The sequence below is a fragment of the Enterococcus sp. DIV0167 genome (genome assembly GCF_050541555.1).
GTDB classification, from domain to species: domain Bacteria; phylum Bacillota; class Bacilli; order Lactobacillales; family Enterococcaceae; genus Enterococcus; species Enterococcus faecalis.
This window is the reverse complement of sequence record NZ_CP172933.1, coordinates 2,304,474-2,323,220: the sequence shown is the minus strand read 5'-3', so window position 1 is coordinate 2,323,220 and position 18,747 is coordinate 2,304,474. Positions and strand designations below refer to the sequence as shown.

Below are 18,747 nucleotides of genomic sequence, written 5' to 3'. Positions count from 1 at the left end.
TACAAATTGACTTTGCTTGCGCTTCATTGTAGAATGAAGCAAAGACAGCGAACAAGAGGAGTATCATTGGCGTCGTTTTAGAGAAAAAGTCGTTCAGGTGCAAGACTTTTACACAACCAGTGAGAAGGTAGCTTGTGAGTCAATGGTTTGAACACAGTACGTTAGTAAAACGATTCGTTTCGTGAACGTTATCTCACGAATGAGTGGCATTTGAATGAATTCAATTCAAATGCAATTTAGGTGGTACCGCGTAAATAAGATGAATCTACGCCCTAAAATACGAAAGTATTTTAGGGCGTATTTTAGTGTTTAGCCCAAAAAAACTCATTTGTAAAATAATTACCGCTCCAAATCGCGTATTTTAAGAAAGAAGGGGAAAAAATGTCAGAAGAAAAAAACTTACCAACGAAATATCAACCGACAGAAATCGAAGCTGGCCGTTATCAAAAATGGCTAGATCAAGATTTATTTAAACCAAGTGGCGACAAAAAAGCGAAGCCCTATTCAATTGTTATTCCACCACCTAATGTAACAGGGAAGCTACACTTAGGGCATGCTTGGGATACAACATTACAAGATATGATTATCCGCCAAAAAAGAATGCAAGGCTTTGATACGTTATGGCTACCAGGAATGGACCATGCCGGAATTGCCACGCAAGCAAAAGTAGAAGAGAAACTAGCACAACAAGGAATTTCACGTTACGACTTAGGTCGTGAAAAATTTGTTGATCAAGTGTGGGAATGGAAAGAAGAATATGCTTCTCACATTCGTGAACAGTGGGCAAAAATGGGCCTTTCTTTAGATTACAGCCGTGAACGTTTTACTTTAGATGAAGGGCTATCTGAGGCCGTTCGTAAAGTGTTTGTCTCTCTTTACGAGAAAGATTTGATTTACCGTGGTGAATATATCATTAACTGGGATCCAAAAGCGAAAACAGCATTGTCTGATATTGAAGTAATCCATAAAGATATTGAAGGAGCTTTTTACCACATGAGCTACCCATTATCAGATGGTTCTGGCGTTGTTGAAATTGCGACAACGCGTCCTGAAACAATGTTGGGAGATACGGCGATTGCGGTCCATCCAGAAGATGAACGGTATCAGGAACTTATTGGTAAGACAGTTGTCTTGCCATTAGTCGATAAAGAAATTCCAATTATTGCAGATGACTATGTAGATATGGAATTTGGAACAGGGGTTGTAAAAATCACACCTGCCCATGATCCAAATGACTTTGAAGTCGGTAATCGTCATGACTTACCTCGAGTAAATGTTATGAACGAAGACGGCACGATGAATGAACTGGCTGGAAAATACGAAGGAATGGATCGTTTTGCCGCACGTAAAGCGATTGTCTCTGACTTGAAAGAACTAGGTCGCTTAATTAAAATCGAAACAATGAATCACAGCGTGGGCCATTCAGAACGAACAGGCGTTGTCGTGGAACCTCGTTTATCGACCCAATGGTTTGTAAAAATGGGACCACTAGCTGAAAAAGCAATGAAAAATCAAGAAACAGAAGACGCTGTTGAATTTTATCCACCACGCTTCAATCAAACATTTTTACGTTGGATGGAAAATGTACATGATTGGGTTATTTCGCGACAATTATGGTGGGGCCATCAAATTCCTGCTTGGTATCACAAAGAAACGGGCGAGATGTATGTTGGGATGGAAGAGCCAGCCGACAGTGAAAACTGGGTTCAAGATAGTGACGTCTTAGATACATGGTTTAGTTCTGCATTATGGCCATTTTCAACGATGGGTTGGCCAGATGAAGCAAGCGAAGATTATCAACGTTACTTCCCAACAAGCACATTAGTTACTGGCTATGACATCATCTTCTTCTGGGTAAGTCGTATGATTTTCCAAAGCTTAGAGTTTACAGGTGAACGTCCTTTCCAAAATGTCTTAATTCACGGCTTAATTCGTGATGAGCAAGGACGCAAAATGAGTAAATCATTGGGGAATGGGATTGATCCAATGGATGTCATCGAAAAATATGGCGCAGATGCATTGCGTTGGTTCTTATCAAATGGTTCAGCTCCAGGTCAAGATGTTCGTTTTAGTTATGAAAAAATGGATGCTTCTTGGAACTTTATCAATAAGATCTGGAATGCAAGTCGCTTCGTTATCATGAATGTAGAAGGTATGACTGCTGCAGATATTGACTTTAGTGGTGAAAAGACTGTCGCTGATCGTTGGATTTTAACGCGCTTAAACGAAACAGTCGCCCGTGTGACAGAATTATTTGATCGCTTTGAATTCGGTGAAGCAGGTCGCCAATTATACAACTTTATCTGGGATGATTTCTGTGATTGGTATATTGAAATGAGTAAAGAGATTCTTTACGGAGAAAATGAAGCAGCTAAACAAACAACACGGAGCATCTTGGTGTACACATTGGATCAAATCTTACGCTTATTGCATCCAATTATGCCGTTTGTAACAGAAGAAATTTGGGAAAAAATTCCGCATCAAGGTGAGTCATTGGTTGTGGCAGAGTACCCAGTTGTTCATGAAGAATTTAACGATGAAGCAGCAGCTCGAGGAATGGAAGTTCTGAAAGAAGTTATTCGTTCGGTTCGGAATATTCGAGCAGAAGTGAATACACCACTTTCTAAACCAATTACCTTGTTAATTAAAACAAACGATACAGAAGTAGAAGAATTTTTAACAGCTAATACTAGCTATTTAGAACGCTTCTGTAACCCAGAGGAATTAGTCATCAGTCGTGAAATAGAAGCGCCAGAATTAGCCATGTCCGCTGTATTAACAGGCGCAGAACTATTCCTACCATTAGCTGGGTTGATTAATATCGAGGAAGAAATTGCTCGCTTAGAAAAAGAATTAGACAAATGGACAAAAGAAGTCAAACGTGTGCAAGGCAAACTTTCAAATGAACGTTTTGTGTCAAATGCACCAGATGAGGTCGTGGAAGCAGAACGTGCAAAAGAAAAGGACTACCTTGAAAAACAAGAGGCTGTCAAAGAACGGATTGCCCAATTACGTTCAATCTAAAAAAGAAAAGACAACAAAACCAAACGTTGGTTTTGTTGTCTTTTTGTTATAATTTGCCAAATAATTGAAACAAATACAACATTAAGTAGCTGTAAGTAGCCACAGACCAGAATTTTAATAAAAGAACAATTTTCATGAATTCTTTTAAAGAAATATCTGTAATTCCCGCCACTAAACAAACAATATCATCTGGAGCGAAGGGGACTAACATAGTAAAGATTAAGAGCTTTTTGACATTGTGTTCATTTTTGTCTAAAATCTCTTCAAATTTTTTGTATTTATTGGGTGAAAGGATTATTTTTACAAAGCTACGTCCATAGTAACGAACCAGTAAAAAGCCAATAAACTCACCAATAATCAATCCAAGATAGCTATACAAAAGGCCTTGCAAATTGCCAAACATCAACATTCCTGCAACAGAAGAAATTCCTCCAGGTAGAATAGGGATAATCACTTGGACGATTTGTAAAAGAATGAAACATAGAACCGCATAGTTACCAAACTGTTTAATAAAAGCTTGCAAGGAAGCAACAGAATGAAAAATTCCTCTGGAATATCCCCATAAAATTAAGCCGAAGAAAAGCACCAGTCCAACTAGGGGTAACCACCGAATGAGTCCATTTAAAAATTTTTTCTGATTAGTCATGAGTGGCCTCCTGACGTTTTCGACGGTATTTTTTAAAGCCAAGATAACCAGCCGCTCCCAGTAAAACCGTTCCGCTGACGGCAGTACCGAGATAAATCATTCTTGGATGATAGGTAAAGGTTAACTGCTGTTTGCCAGCTGGGACTTCAACAGCTAAAAAGCCACCTAGAATGCGTTGTGTTTTTAATGGTTCTTTTTGTAGCGACGATTTGACTTGCCAATCTTGGTCATAAGGAATGGACGTATACAGTAACTGAGTGTCATTTCCAGGTACATTCAGTGCGCCATTTAAATGGCCTTTTTTAGTTGCATTCACGTGAAGAGCTTGTTGGCGTAATTTGTCAACCGCACGATTAAAGGCTGTTTGGTCTAAAGTTTGAAGTTGCCAATTAGTTAAATCAACCACTTGTTCAGCAGTTAGTGACAGGGTCACGGTAGTTCCTTTTTCAAAATGCCCTAAATTGAACAGTTGATTGGTTGCAATATAAATCGGCGTCGAGATAACTTGTTGGTTTACCTTCAATTGTGTAACTTTTTTCCATTTTAAATTCGGAATATAAAGATGCAAGTCACCAGTGCTATTCACTTTAAAGGTTGCTTCAATTGTTTCGTTAGTATGATGAGGTTCATTTATCAACGAAGCTGTTTTAAAGTAAGGTTTATCCGTCGGCACGAGCGTTTGCAGGAGTTCTTCTTGGGCATCTAAAGGATTATTTTTTGCTAATTTTAACTTGGTTAATGCGGTTGGCGCCAAAAAGCCCATACCGATCGCTTCATCATTTTCCATGATTTTCGTGGAACCAACTGTTTTTAGCAATTTTTCACTCGTAGGTTTTTCAATTGGTAAAAAGTCATATTTCACATTTAAAAGTAAATTGGTTAGTTGTGAATTATCCACATAGGCAATCCGGCGATCATTTTTTCGATATAAACCTAGCGCACTTAATGTGTCTTGGGTAGTGGCAGTTAAAGTCGAAGTATAGCTAGAAACGCCAGCATAGCCATAAAGTAAAGGATTGTTGTAGCCGTTATTGATTTCACGGAACCCTGTTTCTTTGGAAGGAATGACTTGTTTCATGCGATAAAGTTCTGGTGCTGAGGCCATTTTTTCATCGATTAATTGGCTGTGTTTTCGGTAATCTTGGGCAAATGTCGCTTGGCTACCAAAGGGCATGTGTTTAAAAGAAATCCAGAAATTCGTTGTTAATTCTGTGCTGACCAGTAAGAATAAAGCCACGACTACATAGTTTCTTAAGGCCTTTTTGTGTGCTAAACGCAAGCAAACGAAAATCAACCAAATAAAAAGTAAACTTAGCCATAAATAATTGATCGAAATTAAGAGATTCTTTTGTGGACCATAATACAAAGATCCGTAGCCAATGACTAACAGCAGACTAAAAATAATAGGTGCGGTCCAAGGAATGGTCACTTTTTTAAGCCAAACTTCATAGGCAAAGACAATCAATAAAAAGCTAAAAATAAAGACATTTCGGTAAGGGAAACCAGCTGGGCTTTGAAACATGTGCCAGACAGTATTAAAGGCTTCTAACCAAAAGCTTAAAAAGAGAATGAATAAAAGAATTGCTGAAGCTATTCTTTCTTTTAACGCAATTTGTTTCGTTTGAAAATAGGCAACACAGAGGAGTGTCACAAATAATCCAGCAAAAACGGTTGGTAAATGGTCTAAACGCAACTCATAATTAATAGAACCTAAGCCTAATTGCGAGAAAAACGAAGTGTTGAACTTAGGCGTTAAAAAGAACGTCGAGACATCAAAATCTGCTTTTTTTGTATAAAGCATCCCTTCTGCTGCAGGTAATAATAAAAAGCTAGTTGCGGTTCCTGTTAAAAAAGAAACGAGGATGAATAACGGACTTTGTTTAAAAAATTGCCGAATAGCATGGGTTTGGGTATTCTTTTTAAAGAACCAATAGATACTGTACAAAACAGCAAAGAGACAAATCATATAACCCATGTAGTAATTTGTCACAATCGCTAAAAATAGGGTTATACTGTATAAGCCCCATTTTCGTTGATCCCATAAACGTTGGAGTCCCAATAAGATAAGCGGGAATAGAATTAGTGCATCCAACCACATAAAGTTTTGGCTATAGACGGTGACAAAGCCACAGAAACTATAGGACGTTGAAAAAAGTAACGTGGTGCCATCAACTTTTTGATAGGTGTATTTTAAATAGCTAAACATCGTCGTGCCCATCAAGGCAAGTTTTAAGGTAATAATCCATAAAATTGCTATAGGTAATTGTTCATAAGGAAAAAAGAAAGCCAACACATTAAAAGGGCTCAGTAAGTAATAGGCTGCCAAAGGAACAATCGACTCACCAATCTCATTGGAAAAAGAGTAGAATGTAGTTATTCCCTCGTGAAAAGAGCGTTTTAAAAAACTCAAGAAAGGCATGTATTGTGTGCCTAAATCACTAACTAATAAGTTGTTGTCACCAAAAGGCGCAAGTTGTAATGTCATCCATACAAGCAACAGAAGTAAAAACGGCAAGAAAAAACTTCCTAACCATAAAAGCTTCGATTTGTTTTTCATCAAAATAAGTCCACCTTTATAAAAAAATCATGAATAAGCGTGTTGAACGCTCTAAAAATAGTTTTTAATTGGCTGGCTGGAATGAACCATCCAGAATGTTAGTTTACCATAAGTTCATTAATGTATCCGCTAATAACGCAAAATTATGAAAAATGCAAAAAGTTTTCAAGAAAAAGTTTCAATTGGTTATTAGTGAAAAAGTCACCTAACTTAGTTATAATGTAGAAGAAGACAAGGAGTTGGACAAGATGCAATTAACAATAGAAGAAGCCATTGAATGGATTCATAGCCGGTTACCCTTTGGTTCAAGACCTGGTTTGGATCGGATCAATGCGTTATTAGAAAAAATTGATCATCCAGAAAACAAAGTGCCAACGATTCATATCGCAGGAACCAATGGTAAAGGCTCAACCGTGACATATTTACGCTGTCTATTAGAAGAAATGGGCTTGAAAGTCGGAACCTTTACCTCTCCTTATATTGAATCATTTAATGAAAGAATTGCGATAAATGGTCAACCAATTTCAGACGAACAATTGATTACCTATGTGGAAAAGTATCAACCAATCATTAAAGAATTAGACCAGATCACTGAAGTGGCTGGAATTACAGAATTCGAAACATTGACAGGAATGGCCTTGGACTATTTCGTGAATGAACAAGTGGATATCGCAGTTGTTGAAGTTGGCTTAGGTGGATTACTTGATAGCACCAATGTCGTGAAGCCATTATTGACGGGAATTACAACAATTGGGAAGGATCACACAGAAATTTTAGGTGAAACAATTGCTGAAATTGCCTATCAAAAAGCGGGTATTATTAAAGAAAAAGTCCCAGTAGTAACAGGCAATATTTGTGCTGATGCGCTAGCAGTCATTGAAAAAGTCGCACAAGAAAAACAGAGTCCAATTTTTCGTTTTGGCAAAGAGTATCAAGTGGAATATATACATCCTGATACACAATGGGGGGAAGTATTTAATTTCTATGGAGAAATGGGCAAACTGACAAAAATTAAAGTTCCCTTGTTGGGGCGTCACCAAGTAGAAAACGCGGCGGTAGCTATTCAATTATTTGACAAGTATTGCCAACTACAACATTTGCCGTTTAAAGAACGAGACATTACTCAAGGGTTAGCTAAAGCGCAATGGCCAGCTCGAATGGAACGTCTTAGTGATGAACCGTTGATTGTTTTAGATGGTGCCCACAATGAGCATGCAGTAAAACGCTTAGTTGAAAACTTGCGCAAAGAGTTTCCACAACACACGATTCATATTTTATTTTCAGCTTTAGCAACTAAAGATGTGGATGAGATGATTCAGGACTTAAAGCAAGTACCGAATGCGCATCTTTACTTAACTAGCTTTGATTACCCTAAAGCTATTGCACTCACAGAAATGGAAAAATATGAAGACGATTTAACAGAAATTGTGTCTTTATGGCAATTTGGCTTAGGCGAAATTTTAGAAAAAATGTCGACAGATGATTTATTATTAGTAACAGGTTCATTATATTTTGTTTCTCAAGTAAGAGAATTACTTTTAACTATAGGAGGAAATGATGAAGAAATTTGATGGCGTAATTTTTGATATGGATGGGTTGCTTTTTGATACGGAGTTGATTTACTATACATCTACTCAAAAAGTAGCAGATGCAATGGGGTTACCATATAGTAAAGAAGTCTATTTAGACTATGTTGGGATTTCCGATGAAGAAGTACAAGAGAATTACCGACGTATTTATGCATCCTATGGTCACGACACAGTGGAAGAATTTATCCGCCGTTCTTATGAGGATACCCTGCAAGAGTTTCGATCTGGTAACGTCCCTTTAAAACCAGGGGTGGTGGAATTCCTTGACTTTTTAGATGATCAAAAAATTCCTCGATTAGTTGCTTCAAGTAACGTCCGTCCAGCAATTGAAATGTTATTAAGCCATGCTGGGATTCAGGATCGTTTTGTAGGGATCGTTTCAGCAGAGGATGTTAAACGAGCAAAACCGGACCCAGAAATTTTTCAAAAAGCTCGTCAACTTTTAGGAACAGAAGCCCCGAAAACCTTGATTTTCGAAGACTCATTTCATGGGGTAAGTGCGGCTCATAGTGCGGGCATTCCAGTGATCATGGTACCTGATTTATTGCAACCAACTGAAGTTATCCAAGAGAAAACATTACATGTCTTGGAGAGTTTACATCAAGCGCCACATTATTTAAAATAATAAAAACAACACTCCTTTGCGTAGTTTATTAATGACTAGCAAAGGAGGTTTTTTATGCAAGTATCGGATCTATTTATTCGCGAGATGCCGAGTGATTGTTTACCACGAGAACGGCTCTTAGCGATAGGAGAAAAAGCATTATCGAATCAAGAGTTGTTGGCGATTCTGTTACGAACTGGCTCAAAAGAAGCAGACGTGATGACTGTTGCCGCAACGCTATTAAAACAGTTTAAGCAACTTTCTTATTTGCAGCAAGCCACGTTGAACGAGTTAATGGCTATTAAAGGCATTGGCCAAGTGAAAGCCATTGAATTACGTGCGGCCATTGAATTGGGGTGTCGAATTTATCAAAGTAGTCAAATCAAATTTGGTAAAGTTACGTCCAGTCAACAAGTCGCTCAACGATTACTCCAAGAGATGAAGGGGCTGCAACAAGAACATTTAATTTGTATTTACTTGAATACCAAGAATGACATTATCCAACAGAAAACGATTTTCAAAGGTTCACTGAATCAAAGTATTGCTCATCCACGCGAAATTTTTCGGGAAGCGGTTAAATATTCTTCTGCTCGCATACTATTAGCTCATAATCATCCATCTGGCAATCCGACACCGTCTCCACAAGATATTCAATTTACCAAACGAATGGAAGAATGTGGCGAAATGATGGGGATTCAATTGTTGGATCATATTATTGTTGGTGATAGCGGATACATTAGTTTGAGAGAAGAGAATTTTTTTGCTTCAGAATGAGGACAATTCTTGCAAAAATATTTTATCACGTGTAAAATGAAAGGGTAATCTTGTTTGGAATTATGTAGACTTTTTAAATTTTTTTAAATATTCTATTGGAAGCGAGCAAAGTTACGACTATTTATGTGCAAATGCACGAGGAGGAACAAAAGAATGGAACAAGGAACAGTAAAATGGTTTAACGCAGAAAAAGGTTTTGGGTTTATCTCACGCGAAGACGGAAGCGACGTATTCGTACACTTCTCAGCTATCCAAGGTGATGGTTTCAAAACTTTAGAAGAAGGTCAAGCAGTGACTTTTGATGTTGAAGATTCAGACCGTGGCCCTCAAGCAGTTAACGTAGAAAAAAACTAATAAAAAATAATCCAAAAACACCTAACATGCGTTAGGTGTTTTTTTGTTAGAAAAAATAGAGAAGAAAAATGGACAAACATTTTTCTTCTCTATTAAATGAGAGCTTTATTGATCACTAACTGTGGCAGTCATAATCATTGGCAGAATCATTGGATGACGTTCTGTTTGTTCAAACAAGAAAGGCTGTAAAGCGGTCGTCATGGCTTCGCCTAATTTTGCTTCGGTACAGTTTTTATCTTTCATTGCTTCACGTAGAGCATTGAATAAAAGACGTTGGCCTTCATGAATCATATCACCAGACTCACGCATGTAGACAAAACCACGGGAAAGAATGTCTGGACCAGCCATAATTTCTTTATTTTTAATATCAACCGTTGCTACCGCTAAAACTAAACCTTCTTCAGATAAGATACGACGATCCCGTAAAACAACATTCCCGATATCACCGACACCATTTCCATCAACGTACACGTCGTTAGCGTTGAAGTGACCAGCAGGACGTGCGCTATCAGCCGTTAAAGCTAAGACATCGCCGTTGCCCATGATAAAGCAATTTTCTTCAGGAACCCCTGTATCTTGAGCGAGCGAAGCATGGATTTTTAACATTCTAAATTCACCATGAACAGGCATGAAATATTTAGGCTTCATCAAGCGAAGCATTAATTTTTGCTCTTCTTGTCCACCGTGACCAGAAGTATGGATATTATTGATTTTTCCGTGGATAACTTCTGCACCGGCTTCAGATAATAAGTTGATTAAACGGTTAACGCTTGTCGTATTCCCAGGAATTGGTGAACTTGAGAAAACAACCGTATCGCCTGGTTGAATACTAATTTGGCGATGTGTACCGTTAGCAATCCGACTAAGCGCGGCCATAGGTTCTCCTTGAGAGCCAGTACATAAAATCATTGTTTCATTTGCTGGCAATTGATTCAGTTCCGCCGCATCGACAAACGTTCCTTTTGGCACTTTGATGTAGCCTAAGCGTTCGCCATTGACAATGGCATTTTCCATGCTACGACCAAAAACAGCAATTTTGCGACCTGTTTTCACGGCTGCATCAGCAGCTTGTTGTAAACGGAAAATGTTTGAAGCAAAACTGGCAAAGATAATCCGACCATCAATTTTTTCAAAGATTTTTAAAATAGAGGTCCCAATTGTTTTTTCGGATTTTGTAAAGGTGGGTATTTCAGCATTGGTACTGTCTGAAAGAAGACAAAGGACGCCTTCTTCACCTAATTTCGCCATTCTGTGTAAGTTGGCTGGCTCACCAACGGGTGTAAAGTCAAACTTAAAGTCACCTGTTGCGACAATGTTACCAGAAGGCGTTTTAACCACAACGCCCAAGGCATCAGGAATACTGTGAGTCGTCCGGAAAAAGCTAATCGCTGTTTTTCTAAAACGAATCACCGTATCTTCATTAATTTCGTGTAATTCCGCTTCTCGCAATAAACCATGTTCATCTAGTTTGTTGGTAATTAAAGCCAAGGCTAGTGGTCCCGCATAGATTGGGATATTCGCTTGACGTAAAAGATAAGGAACGCCACCAATATGGTCTTCATGACCGTGGGTAATAACGAGTGCTTTGACTTTATGCAAATTTTGAACGATGTAGCTATAATCTGGAATCACGTAGTCAATCCCAAGTAAATCATCTTCTGGGAATTTGATCCCAGCATCAATAATGATAATTTCATCTTGGAATTGTACCCCATATGTGTTTTTTCCAATTTCGCCTAAACCACCGATTGCAAAAACGCCAGTTTCGTTATTTTTTATGTTTACTTTCATGTTAAAACTCCGTTAGAGTGAAGTCCGCATGTTCTTGCTCGTAAGCAAGATGTTTTTCGTCTAATAATTGAACGTATTCAATATTGTATGGGGTATTTTCTTCAACTAATTGGCGCACGATTACATCGCTATCGGCTTCCATGTAAAGAGATTTTGTGTCTTCTCTTTTTGGGTTTCTGATTTTTGTTTCTTGATAGTATACTTTGTAAATCATCGATTCATTTCTCCTTCAGCTACTAATAGTAGCAATTTATAGTTTTTTTCATTTTAAGACAGAAAATTAAACACAACAAAACGAGGTGCTGATCACCTAAAAAAGAATGCTCATCAAAAACATCTGTTAATGATGAAATGAAGCCTCGACTTTGCTTCATTCTGGGTATTTGATTTTATGTGTTCTTTTTTCAACCGTCCCGTGTGTTGTGAATAACAACAATTAAGCTTATTTTATCATAGAATGATAAGGAAGTATAGAAACACTCACTGGACTTTTAAAAAAAACAAACTTCTTGTTTCGCCTTATTCTTGATCAAGTTCGAGTGCCTTTTTTTTAGGACGCCAATACCAACTTAAGCCAATCACGTGAGCTAAATAAACAATCGCTAAAGTCGTGGTCATCAACGTATTTCGGACAATTAAACACGGAATGGCAAATAAAAGAAACATGGAAATAAATAGTTTCCATTTGCCTTTACGAGTAATTTTTTTCTCAAAGAAGGCTTCTTGGATATATTTTTGATAATAAGAAGAAGCTAAAAATTTGTTATAAAGTTTATCTGAACTACGCATCCAAAAAAAGGCCGTTAATAAATAAAAACCAGTGGTGGGTAAAAGCGGCAAAAAGATTCCTAACGTGCCTAAAGCAAACGTACAGGAACCGAGAAAAATGAAGAATAATTTTTTCATTCAAAGGGTCCTTTCAGTTTTTCCCAATTATGGCACAATCAAAAGGAAGTAGCAATTTTAATCGTATAAGTAAATCATTAAAATTATCTATTTTTTAGAAAATCTAAAAGAGAAAGGATAGAAAGAGAAAGGCTGTTTTTTCTAGTCAGACAGCTTGTATTACCGATTTCTTTTTGATACAGTGGGGGTACTAGAAAATTTAAAGTAAGATAAGAAGGAGATGATTAATTGAAGTTAATGTGGCGTTACACAATGCGTTATAAGAAATTACTTTTCGCTGATTTTATTTGTGTGTTTGGTTTTATTTTAATTGAATTAGGCTTGCCGACTATTTTAGCACGAATGATTGACAAAGGAATTATTCCTAAAGATATGGACTATATTTATCAGCAAGGGATTTGGATGGTTGTAATTACGATTATTGGTGTCGCAATGAATATTTTGCTGGGGTACTTTGGTGCCAGAATTACAACAAACATTGTTCGTGATATTCGTGATGATTTATTTGAAAAGATTCAAACTTTCTCACACAGTGAATATGAAAGTATTGGGGTTTCTTCCTTAATTACGCGAACGACCAATGATGCATACCAAATTATGCTCTTCATGGGAAATATTTTACGTCTTGGCTTTATGACGCCAGTGATGTTTATTGCCAGTCTTTACATGGTGATGCGAACGAGTCCGTCGTTAGGAATGTACGTTTTAGGTGCCTTGCCTTTTCTGCTGCTAGCAGTTGTCGGAATTGCTCGTTTGTCAGAACCGTTATCTAAAAAGCAACAAAAGAACTTAGATGGAATCAATGGGATTTTAAGAGAAAATCTTTCTGGATTGCGGGTAATACGTGCATTTGTTAATGAAAAATTTGAAGAATCTCGTTTTAATAAAGTCAATGAAACTTACACTAAAAGTTCAAAAAGTCTGTTTCGTTTAATGGCAGCAGCCCAACCAGGCTTCTTTTTCTTATTTAATATTGTGATGGTCTTAATCATTTGGAGCGGGACTGTTCAAATCAGCCACGGGGATTTAGAAGTTGGGAATTTAATAGCTTTTATTGAATATATTTTCCATGCGCTGTTCTCGTTTATGTTATTTGCCAGTGTCTTTATGATGTATCCTCGGGCTGCGGTTTCGGCTTCACGGATTCAAGAAGCCTTAGACATGGAACCAGCTATTCGTGAAGAAGAAGGCGTAACAGAAACAGCTACTAAAGGCTATCTAGAGTTTAAAAATGTAACCTTTGCCTATCCTGGACATGCGGAAAGCCCAGTCATCCGCAATGTAAGTTTTAAGGCGTCACCTGGTGAAACAGTGGCCTTTATTGGGAGCACAGGTAGTGGGAAATCAACATTAATTCAATTGATTCCACGGTTTTATGATGTATCAGAAGGTGAAATTTTAATCGATGGAGTGAACGTAAAAGAGTACAAACTTAGTGCATTACGCAATAAGATTGGCTATATTCCACAAAAAGCGTTACTTTTTACTGGTACAATTGCTGATAACCTTCGCTACGGTAAGGAAGATGCGACGTTAGAAGAAATGGAACGAGCAATTGACATTGCTCAAGCTACAGAATTTGTTTCACAAAAACCGCAAGGCTATGATGAACCTCTTTCAGAAGGTGGCACGAACTTTTCTGGTGGTCAAAAACAACGTTTAGCTATCGCACGGGCGATTATTCGCAATCCGGAAATTTATATATTTGATGATAGTTTCTCTGCGTTAGATTATCAAACAGATGCAAATTTACGAGCGCGTCTGAAAAAAGAAACAACAGAATCCACTGTTTTAATTGTGGCACAACGTGTTGGAACAATTATGCATGCGGACCGCATTGTTGTTTTAAACGAAGGCGACGTGGTCGGAATTGGCACACATCGTGAATTACTTGAGACTTGTCCAATTTACTATGATATTGCGGCTTCTCAATTGTCAGAGGAGGAATTAGCATGAAACACGCCTTTTCTTCTATGAAACGAATCGGTCGCTATATTAAACCGTACCGAGTGACGTTTTATTTAGTTATTTTATTTACAATATTAACCGTTGCCTTTAATGCAGCGTTGCCTTATTTGACTGGATTACCAACGACAGAAATTAGCCGTAATATTGCGGCTGGCGAATCCATTAATTTTGATTATGTAATCCAATGTTTAATTTGGATTTTAGTTGTGGGAACAGGTTATTGTGTGGCACAATTTTTGTCAGGCTTTTTAATGACGAATGTCGTTCAACAATCCATGCGCGATTTACGTCGAGATATTGAAGAAAAAATCAATCGTTTGCCAGTTTCTTATTTTGATAAGAACCAACAAGGAAATATTTTGTCACGGGTGACGAACGATGTGGATGCTGTCAGCAATGCGATGCAACAAAGTTTTATCAATATTGTTTCGGCAGTCTTAGGTATTGTGATGGCGGTAGTGATGATGTTCTTAATCAATCCGCTGATGGCGATTTTTTCAGTGATTATGATTCCGTTGTCTCTGATTATTTCAAGAACAATTGTTAAAATCTCCCAGAAATATTTCCAAGGAATGCAAAATTCTTTAGGAGACTTAAATGGTTATGTCCAAGAAAATATGACTGGGTTCAGTGTTTTAAAACTATATGGTCGGGAAAAAGAAACCCTTGAAGGCTTTAAACAAGTCAATCATCGTTTAAATGGTTTTGGTTTCAAAGCATCCTTTATCTCAGGATTAATGTTGCCATTGGTTCAAATGACCGCTTATGGGACCTATATCGGGGTAGCTGTCCTTGGTAGTTACTATGTGGTTGCTGGTGTGATCGTAGTGGGGCAGTTACAAGCGTTTATTCAATATATTTGGCAAATTAGCCAACCAATGGGGAATATTACGCAGTTGTCTGCAGCTTTACAAAGCGCTTCAGCTTCGACCATGCGGATTTTTGAAATCCTAGATGAACCAGAAGAAGAACTTAACGAACAAGATGTTCCTTTACCAGAACCTATTTTAGGCTCTGTTGAATTTGAAAATGTCAGCTTTAGTTATGACCCAGAAAAACCGTTAATTCGTAATTTGAACTTTAAAGTTGATGCGGGCCAAATGGTTGCGATTGTGGGACCAACTGGCGCTGGGAAAACAACCTTAATCAACTTACTGATGCGTTTTTATGATGTAACAGAAGGCGCCATTAAAATTGATGGTATTGACACGAAAAAAATGAACCGTAGTGATGTCCGTTCTGTATTTGGAATGGTATTGCAAGATGCTTGGTTGTATAAAGGTACCATTGCAGATAACATTCGTTTTGGGAAGTTGGATGCCACGGATTATGAAGTTGTGGATGCAGCGAAAACGGCCAATGTGGATCACTTCATTCGGACAATGCCAGATGGGTATGAAATGGAAATCAATTCTGAGGGAGATAACGTTTCCCTTGGTCAAAAACAATTGTTGACCATTGCCCGAGCGGTAATTTCTGATCCGAAAATTTTGATTTTAGATGAGGCGACTAGTTCAGTCGATACACGCTTGGAAGCCTTAATTCAAAAAGCAATGGATCGTGTTATGGAAGGACGAACGAGTTTCGTTATTGCCCACCGCCTATCAACTATTCGTGAAGCTGATTTAATTCTTGTTATGAAACAAGGAGAAATCATTGAAAAAGGTACGCATCATGAGTTGCTGGAACAAGGTGGCTTCTATGAAAAACTATACAATAGTCAATTTGCTGAAGAAGGCGACTATGAGGAATAAAAAGAGGTCGGGACAGAAGCGTTTAACTCCGAGAAATAAGAAGGAATTTCCGAAAATTGTTCTGTAATTTTTGGAGAATTCCGGCTTATTTCCGAAGGAGTTGCTTTTGTTCCCGCCGTTTATCAGTTTTTGAGCGTGGAGCAAAAATCCAAAGTGATTTTTGTCCCACGCTCTTTTCTTGTCTTTTTTACTATGAAAGTGAGGGATTCTTGTCTATACTTAATGAAAAGAGGTGACAGAGTTTGAAAAAAGAGTATTTTATTGCTGCTAGTGCAGATGTCTATGGAAACGTACAACTAGCGAAGGATAGTAATATTTGGTTTCAGTCGGTCTTAAGAGGTGACAGTAACACAATTACCATTGGTGAAGGTAGTAATATTCAAGATGGCACGATTATTCATGTTGATGAAGATGCCCCGACAATTGTAGGCAAGTATGTAACGGTGGGCCATCAATGCATGTTACACGGTTGTAAAATCGGTGATGGTGCTTTGATTGGCATGGGTTCAACGATTCTAAATAATGCTATTATTGGAGAAAACAGCCTGATTGGTGCGGGTTCTTTAGTGACAGAAGGCAAAATTATCCCGCCAAATGTTTTAGCATTTGGTCGACCCGCGAAGGTTATCCGTCCGTTAACGGCAGCAGAAATAGCCAGTAATCATACGAACGCCTTACATTACGTTCAACGAGCAGAAGAATTTCGCCAACAAAAATACCCGAAACTAACATAGAATTAGGAGGAAAATGATGAAGAAAATTAAAGTAATGACGGTTTTTGGAACACGGCCAGAAGCAATCAAAATGGCGCCCTTAATCAAAGTTTTAGAAGAGCAAAGTCAAGGATTTGACTCTGTAGTAGTCGTAACAGCGCAACATCGCCAAATGTTGGATCAAGTGTTAGAAGATTTTCAAATTACACCGAATCATGATTTAAATATCATGAAAGATGGGCAAACCTTAACAGATATTACAAGTCGTGTTTTGAATTTATTAACTGAGGTTCTTGTGACAGAACAGCCGGATATTGTCTTGGTTCATGGCGATACAACCACGTCATTTGCGGCTGCATTGGCTGCTTTTTATCAACAGATTCCAGTGGGACATGTGGAAGCAGGATTGCGGACCTGGCAAAAATATTCTCCGTTTCCAGAAGAAATGAATCGTCAACTGGTAGACGTGTTAACTGATATTTATTTTGCCCCAACCACTCAAAGTAAGGACAATTTAATCAAAGAAAATCATCCAGAAGAACATATTTATGTGACTGGCAATACAGCGATTGACGCGATGGCGTACACCGTTGATGCCCACTATCAAAATGATTTATTGGAAAAAATCCCTACAGACCAACGCATCGTGCTAATTACAATGCATCGTCGTGAAAATTTAGGCCTGCCAATGGCAAATGTGTTTAAAGCTGTTCGTCGACTTGTAATGGAACATCCAGAAATTGAAGTCATTTTCCCTATGCACAAAAATCCCAAAGTCCGTGAAATAGTAGCGGAACACTTAGGTGAATTAGCTCGTGTGCATTTAATTGAACCATTGGATGTCAAAGATTTTCAAAATTTTGCAGCGAAAAGTTCTTTAATTTTAACTGATTCTGGCGGTGTGCAAGAAGAAGCTCCTTCCTTAGGTGTGCCAGTTTTAGTTTTACGAGATACAACGGAACGTCCAGAAGGCGTAGCGGCAGGAACATTGAAATTGGTTGGTACAGACGAACAAGTAGTCTATCAAGAGGCGAAAACATTATTGACTGATTCTGATGCTTACCACGCGATGGCGCATGCACAAAATCCGTATGGGGATGGTCAAGCTAGCCGCCGAATCGTTGAAGCCATTGCCTATGAAATGCAGCAATCAGATAAAAAACCAGATACGTTTACAGCAAAATAAATAAAAAGGCAGAGAAGCGCTGAAAAGGTGCTTCTTTTGCGTATCTTAATTTTGAAGAATCAATTAGACAAAAAAATGCTAGAAAGTAGTGAAGTGAAGATGTATCAAACGATTTTATTTGATTTAGATGGCACAATTACGGATTCTGGTAGCGGCATTATGCGTTCTATTTTATACGCAACAGAACAATTAGGCTGGCCAGCTCCTAGCGAGGAGACGTTACGTTCTTTCATAGGGCCGCCTCTATATGAGTCGTTTTTGCACATGGCGCCTTCAGCTGAAGCAGCGCAACAAGCCGTGAGTCATTATCGAGCGTATTATCAGAGAAAAGGTATGTTTGAAAATCATGTGTATCCAGGGATCCCAGAGGTACTAACAAGGTTAAAGGAAGCGGGAGCAAAGTTATACATTGCGACTTCCAAGCCAGAAGAATTTGCAAAAAAGATTATTACTCATTTTGATTTAGATCGTTATTTTACAGGCATCTATGGAGCGAGTATGGACGGTCATCGTTCTAAAAAAGCAGATGTGATTCAGTATGCATTAACGGAAGCTCAATTAGACCCAACCAAAGAAGCGATTATCATGGTTGGTGATCGTAATCATGACATTCTTGGTGCTCAACAAAATGGCTTAGATAGTATAGGTGTCTTGTATGGATTTGGTGAAGAAATAGAATTACAAGAGGCGGGAGCGACATTCCTAGTACAATCACCTAAAGGCTTAGGTGCTATTTTGCTACAAAATTCTTAATAGAAAATGGATTTTCGATAAATTTAGGAGGATTTTAAGATTTATTATCGTTTCAATAGAAAAGCGCCATCATAGGCTTTAAACGTTGTCAATGATGAATTTTTTATCGGGGAATGACGGTCTTTTTA

General features: G+C 38.1%; 15 protein-coding genes and 1 other annotated feature. Of the genes, 10 read left to right on the top strand and 5 right to left on the bottom strand.

Going from position 1 to position 18,747, the window contains the following annotated elements; translation table 11 throughout:
* Nucleotides 1-38 precede the first annotated feature (38 nt).
* Nucleotides 39-278: a binding site (T-box leader), on the top strand.
* Between the two features lie 103 nt (nucleotides 279-381).
* A complete protein-coding gene (locus IGM09_RS11095) occupies nucleotides 382-3,024 on the top strand; it encodes a valine--tRNA ligase (protein ID WP_002397611.1) in 2,643 nt (880 codons plus the stop codon).
* Between the two features lie 46 nt (nucleotides 3,025-3,070).
* Here IGM09_RS11095 and IGM09_RS11090 read toward each other — a convergent pair whose 3' ends face one another.
* The gene (locus IGM09_RS11090) at nucleotides 3,071-3,670 is read right to left on the bottom strand and encodes a TVP38/TMEM64 family protein (protein ID WP_002355114.1); all 600 of its coding nucleotides are present in this window, start codon (nucleotides 3,668-3,670) and stop codon (nucleotides 3,071-3,073) included.
* Nucleotides 3,663-6,227, bottom strand: coding sequence for a YfhO family protein (locus tag IGM09_RS11085; protein WP_016616798.1), 2,565 nt, complete (start codon nucleotides 6,225-6,227; stop codon nucleotides 3,663-3,665). Before IGM09_RS11085 ends, IGM09_RS11090 begins: the two co-directional genes overlap by 8 nt.
* A 248-nt stretch (nucleotides 6,228-6,475) precedes the next feature.
* Here IGM09_RS11085 and IGM09_RS11080 point away from each other — a divergent pair, with 248 nt between their 5' ends.
* The 4 genes from IGM09_RS11080 to IGM09_RS11065 all read left to right on the top strand — a co-directional run bounded on the left by IGM09_RS11080 (nucleotide 6,476) and on the right by IGM09_RS11065 (nucleotide 9,548).
* The gene (locus IGM09_RS11080; protein WP_033625128.1) at nucleotides 6,476-7,798 is read left to right on the top strand and encodes a bifunctional folylpolyglutamate synthase/dihydrofolate synthase; all 1,323 of its coding nucleotides are present in this window, start codon (nucleotides 6,476-6,478) and stop codon (nucleotides 7,796-7,798) included.
* Entirely contained in the window at nucleotides 7,782-8,441 is a 660-nt protein-coding gene (locus tag IGM09_RS11075; protein WP_016616796.1) for an HAD family hydrolase, read from the top strand. The genes IGM09_RS11080 and IGM09_RS11075 overlap by 17 nt, the downstream gene beginning before the upstream one ends.
* Nucleotides 8,442-8,495: 54 nt before the next feature.
* Nucleotides 8,496-9,194: a RadC family protein gene (radC, locus tag IGM09_RS11070; RefSeq protein ID WP_002365188.1), complete on the top strand. Its 699-nt coding sequence runs from the start codon at nucleotides 8,496-8,498 to the stop codon at nucleotides 9,192-9,194.
* A 153-nt stretch (nucleotides 9,195-9,347) separates the two neighbouring features.
* The gene (locus tag IGM09_RS11065; RefSeq protein ID WP_002355121.1) at nucleotides 9,348-9,548 is read left to right on the top strand and encodes a cold-shock protein; all 201 of its coding nucleotides are present in this window, start codon (nucleotides 9,348-9,350) and stop codon (nucleotides 9,546-9,548) included.
* Nucleotides 9,549-9,653: 105 nt separating this feature from the next.
* Here IGM09_RS11065 and rnjA read toward each other — a convergent pair whose 3' ends face one another.
* The 3 genes from rnjA to IGM09_RS11050 form a co-directional block, all read right to left on the bottom strand.
* On the bottom strand, nucleotides 9,654-11,339 hold the full coding sequence (rnjA, locus tag IGM09_RS11060) for a ribonuclease J1 (protein ID WP_002355122.1): 1,686 nt from the start codon (nucleotides 11,337-11,339) through the stop codon (nucleotides 9,654-9,656).
* 1 nt (nucleotide 11,340) lies between these two features.
* Nucleotides 11,341-11,553 (bottom strand): DNA-directed RNA polymerase subunit epsilon, encoded by a 213-nt coding sequence (locus IGM09_RS11055; RefSeq protein ID WP_002355123.1) that lies wholly within the window; start codon nucleotides 11,551-11,553, stop codon nucleotides 11,341-11,343.
* 305 nt (nucleotides 11,554-11,858) lie between these two features.
* Entirely contained in the window at nucleotides 11,859-12,245 is a 387-nt protein-coding gene (locus IGM09_RS11050; protein WP_002355126.1) for a YbaN family protein, read from the bottom strand.
* A 228-nt stretch (nucleotides 12,246-12,473) separates the two neighbouring features.
* Between IGM09_RS11050 and efrA the strand changes: the two genes are divergently transcribed.
* The 5 genes from efrA to IGM09_RS11025 all read left to right on the top strand — a co-directional run bounded on the left by efrA (nucleotide 12,474) and on the right by IGM09_RS11025 (nucleotide 18,619).
* Nucleotides 12,474-14,201 carry a multidrug efflux ABC transporter subunit EfrA gene (efrA, locus tag IGM09_RS11045; protein WP_010708444.1) on the top strand — a complete coding sequence of 576 codons (1,728 nt, stop codon included), beginning with the start codon at nucleotides 12,474-12,476 and terminating at the stop codon, nucleotides 14,199-14,201.
* Nucleotides 14,198-15,967 (top strand): multidrug efflux ABC transporter subunit EfrB, encoded by a 1,770-nt coding sequence (efrB, locus tag IGM09_RS11040; protein WP_002365186.1) that lies wholly within the window; start codon nucleotides 14,198-14,200, stop codon nucleotides 15,965-15,967. The genes efrA and efrB overlap by 4 nt, the downstream gene beginning before the upstream one ends.
* A gap of 242 nt (nucleotides 15,968-16,209) precedes the next feature.
* Nucleotides 16,210-16,701 carry a gamma carbonic anhydrase family protein gene (locus IGM09_RS11035; protein ID WP_002367316.1) on the top strand — a complete coding sequence of 164 codons (492 nt, stop codon included), beginning with the start codon at nucleotides 16,210-16,212 and terminating at the stop codon, nucleotides 16,699-16,701.
* Nucleotides 16,702-16,714: 13 nt separating this feature from the next.
* Nucleotides 16,715-17,866 (top strand): non-hydrolyzing UDP-N-acetylglucosamine 2-epimerase, encoded by a 1,152-nt coding sequence (gene wecB / locus IGM09_RS11030; protein ID WP_002385282.1) that lies wholly within the window; start codon nucleotides 16,715-16,717, stop codon nucleotides 17,864-17,866.
* A 75-nt stretch (nucleotides 17,867-17,941) separates the two neighbouring features.
* Nucleotides 17,942-18,619 carry an HAD family hydrolase gene (locus IGM09_RS11025; RefSeq protein WP_025192103.1) on the top strand — a complete coding sequence of 226 codons (678 nt, stop codon included), beginning with the start codon at nucleotides 17,942-17,944 and terminating at the stop codon, nucleotides 18,617-18,619.
* Nucleotides 18,620-18,747 lie beyond the last annotated feature (128 nt).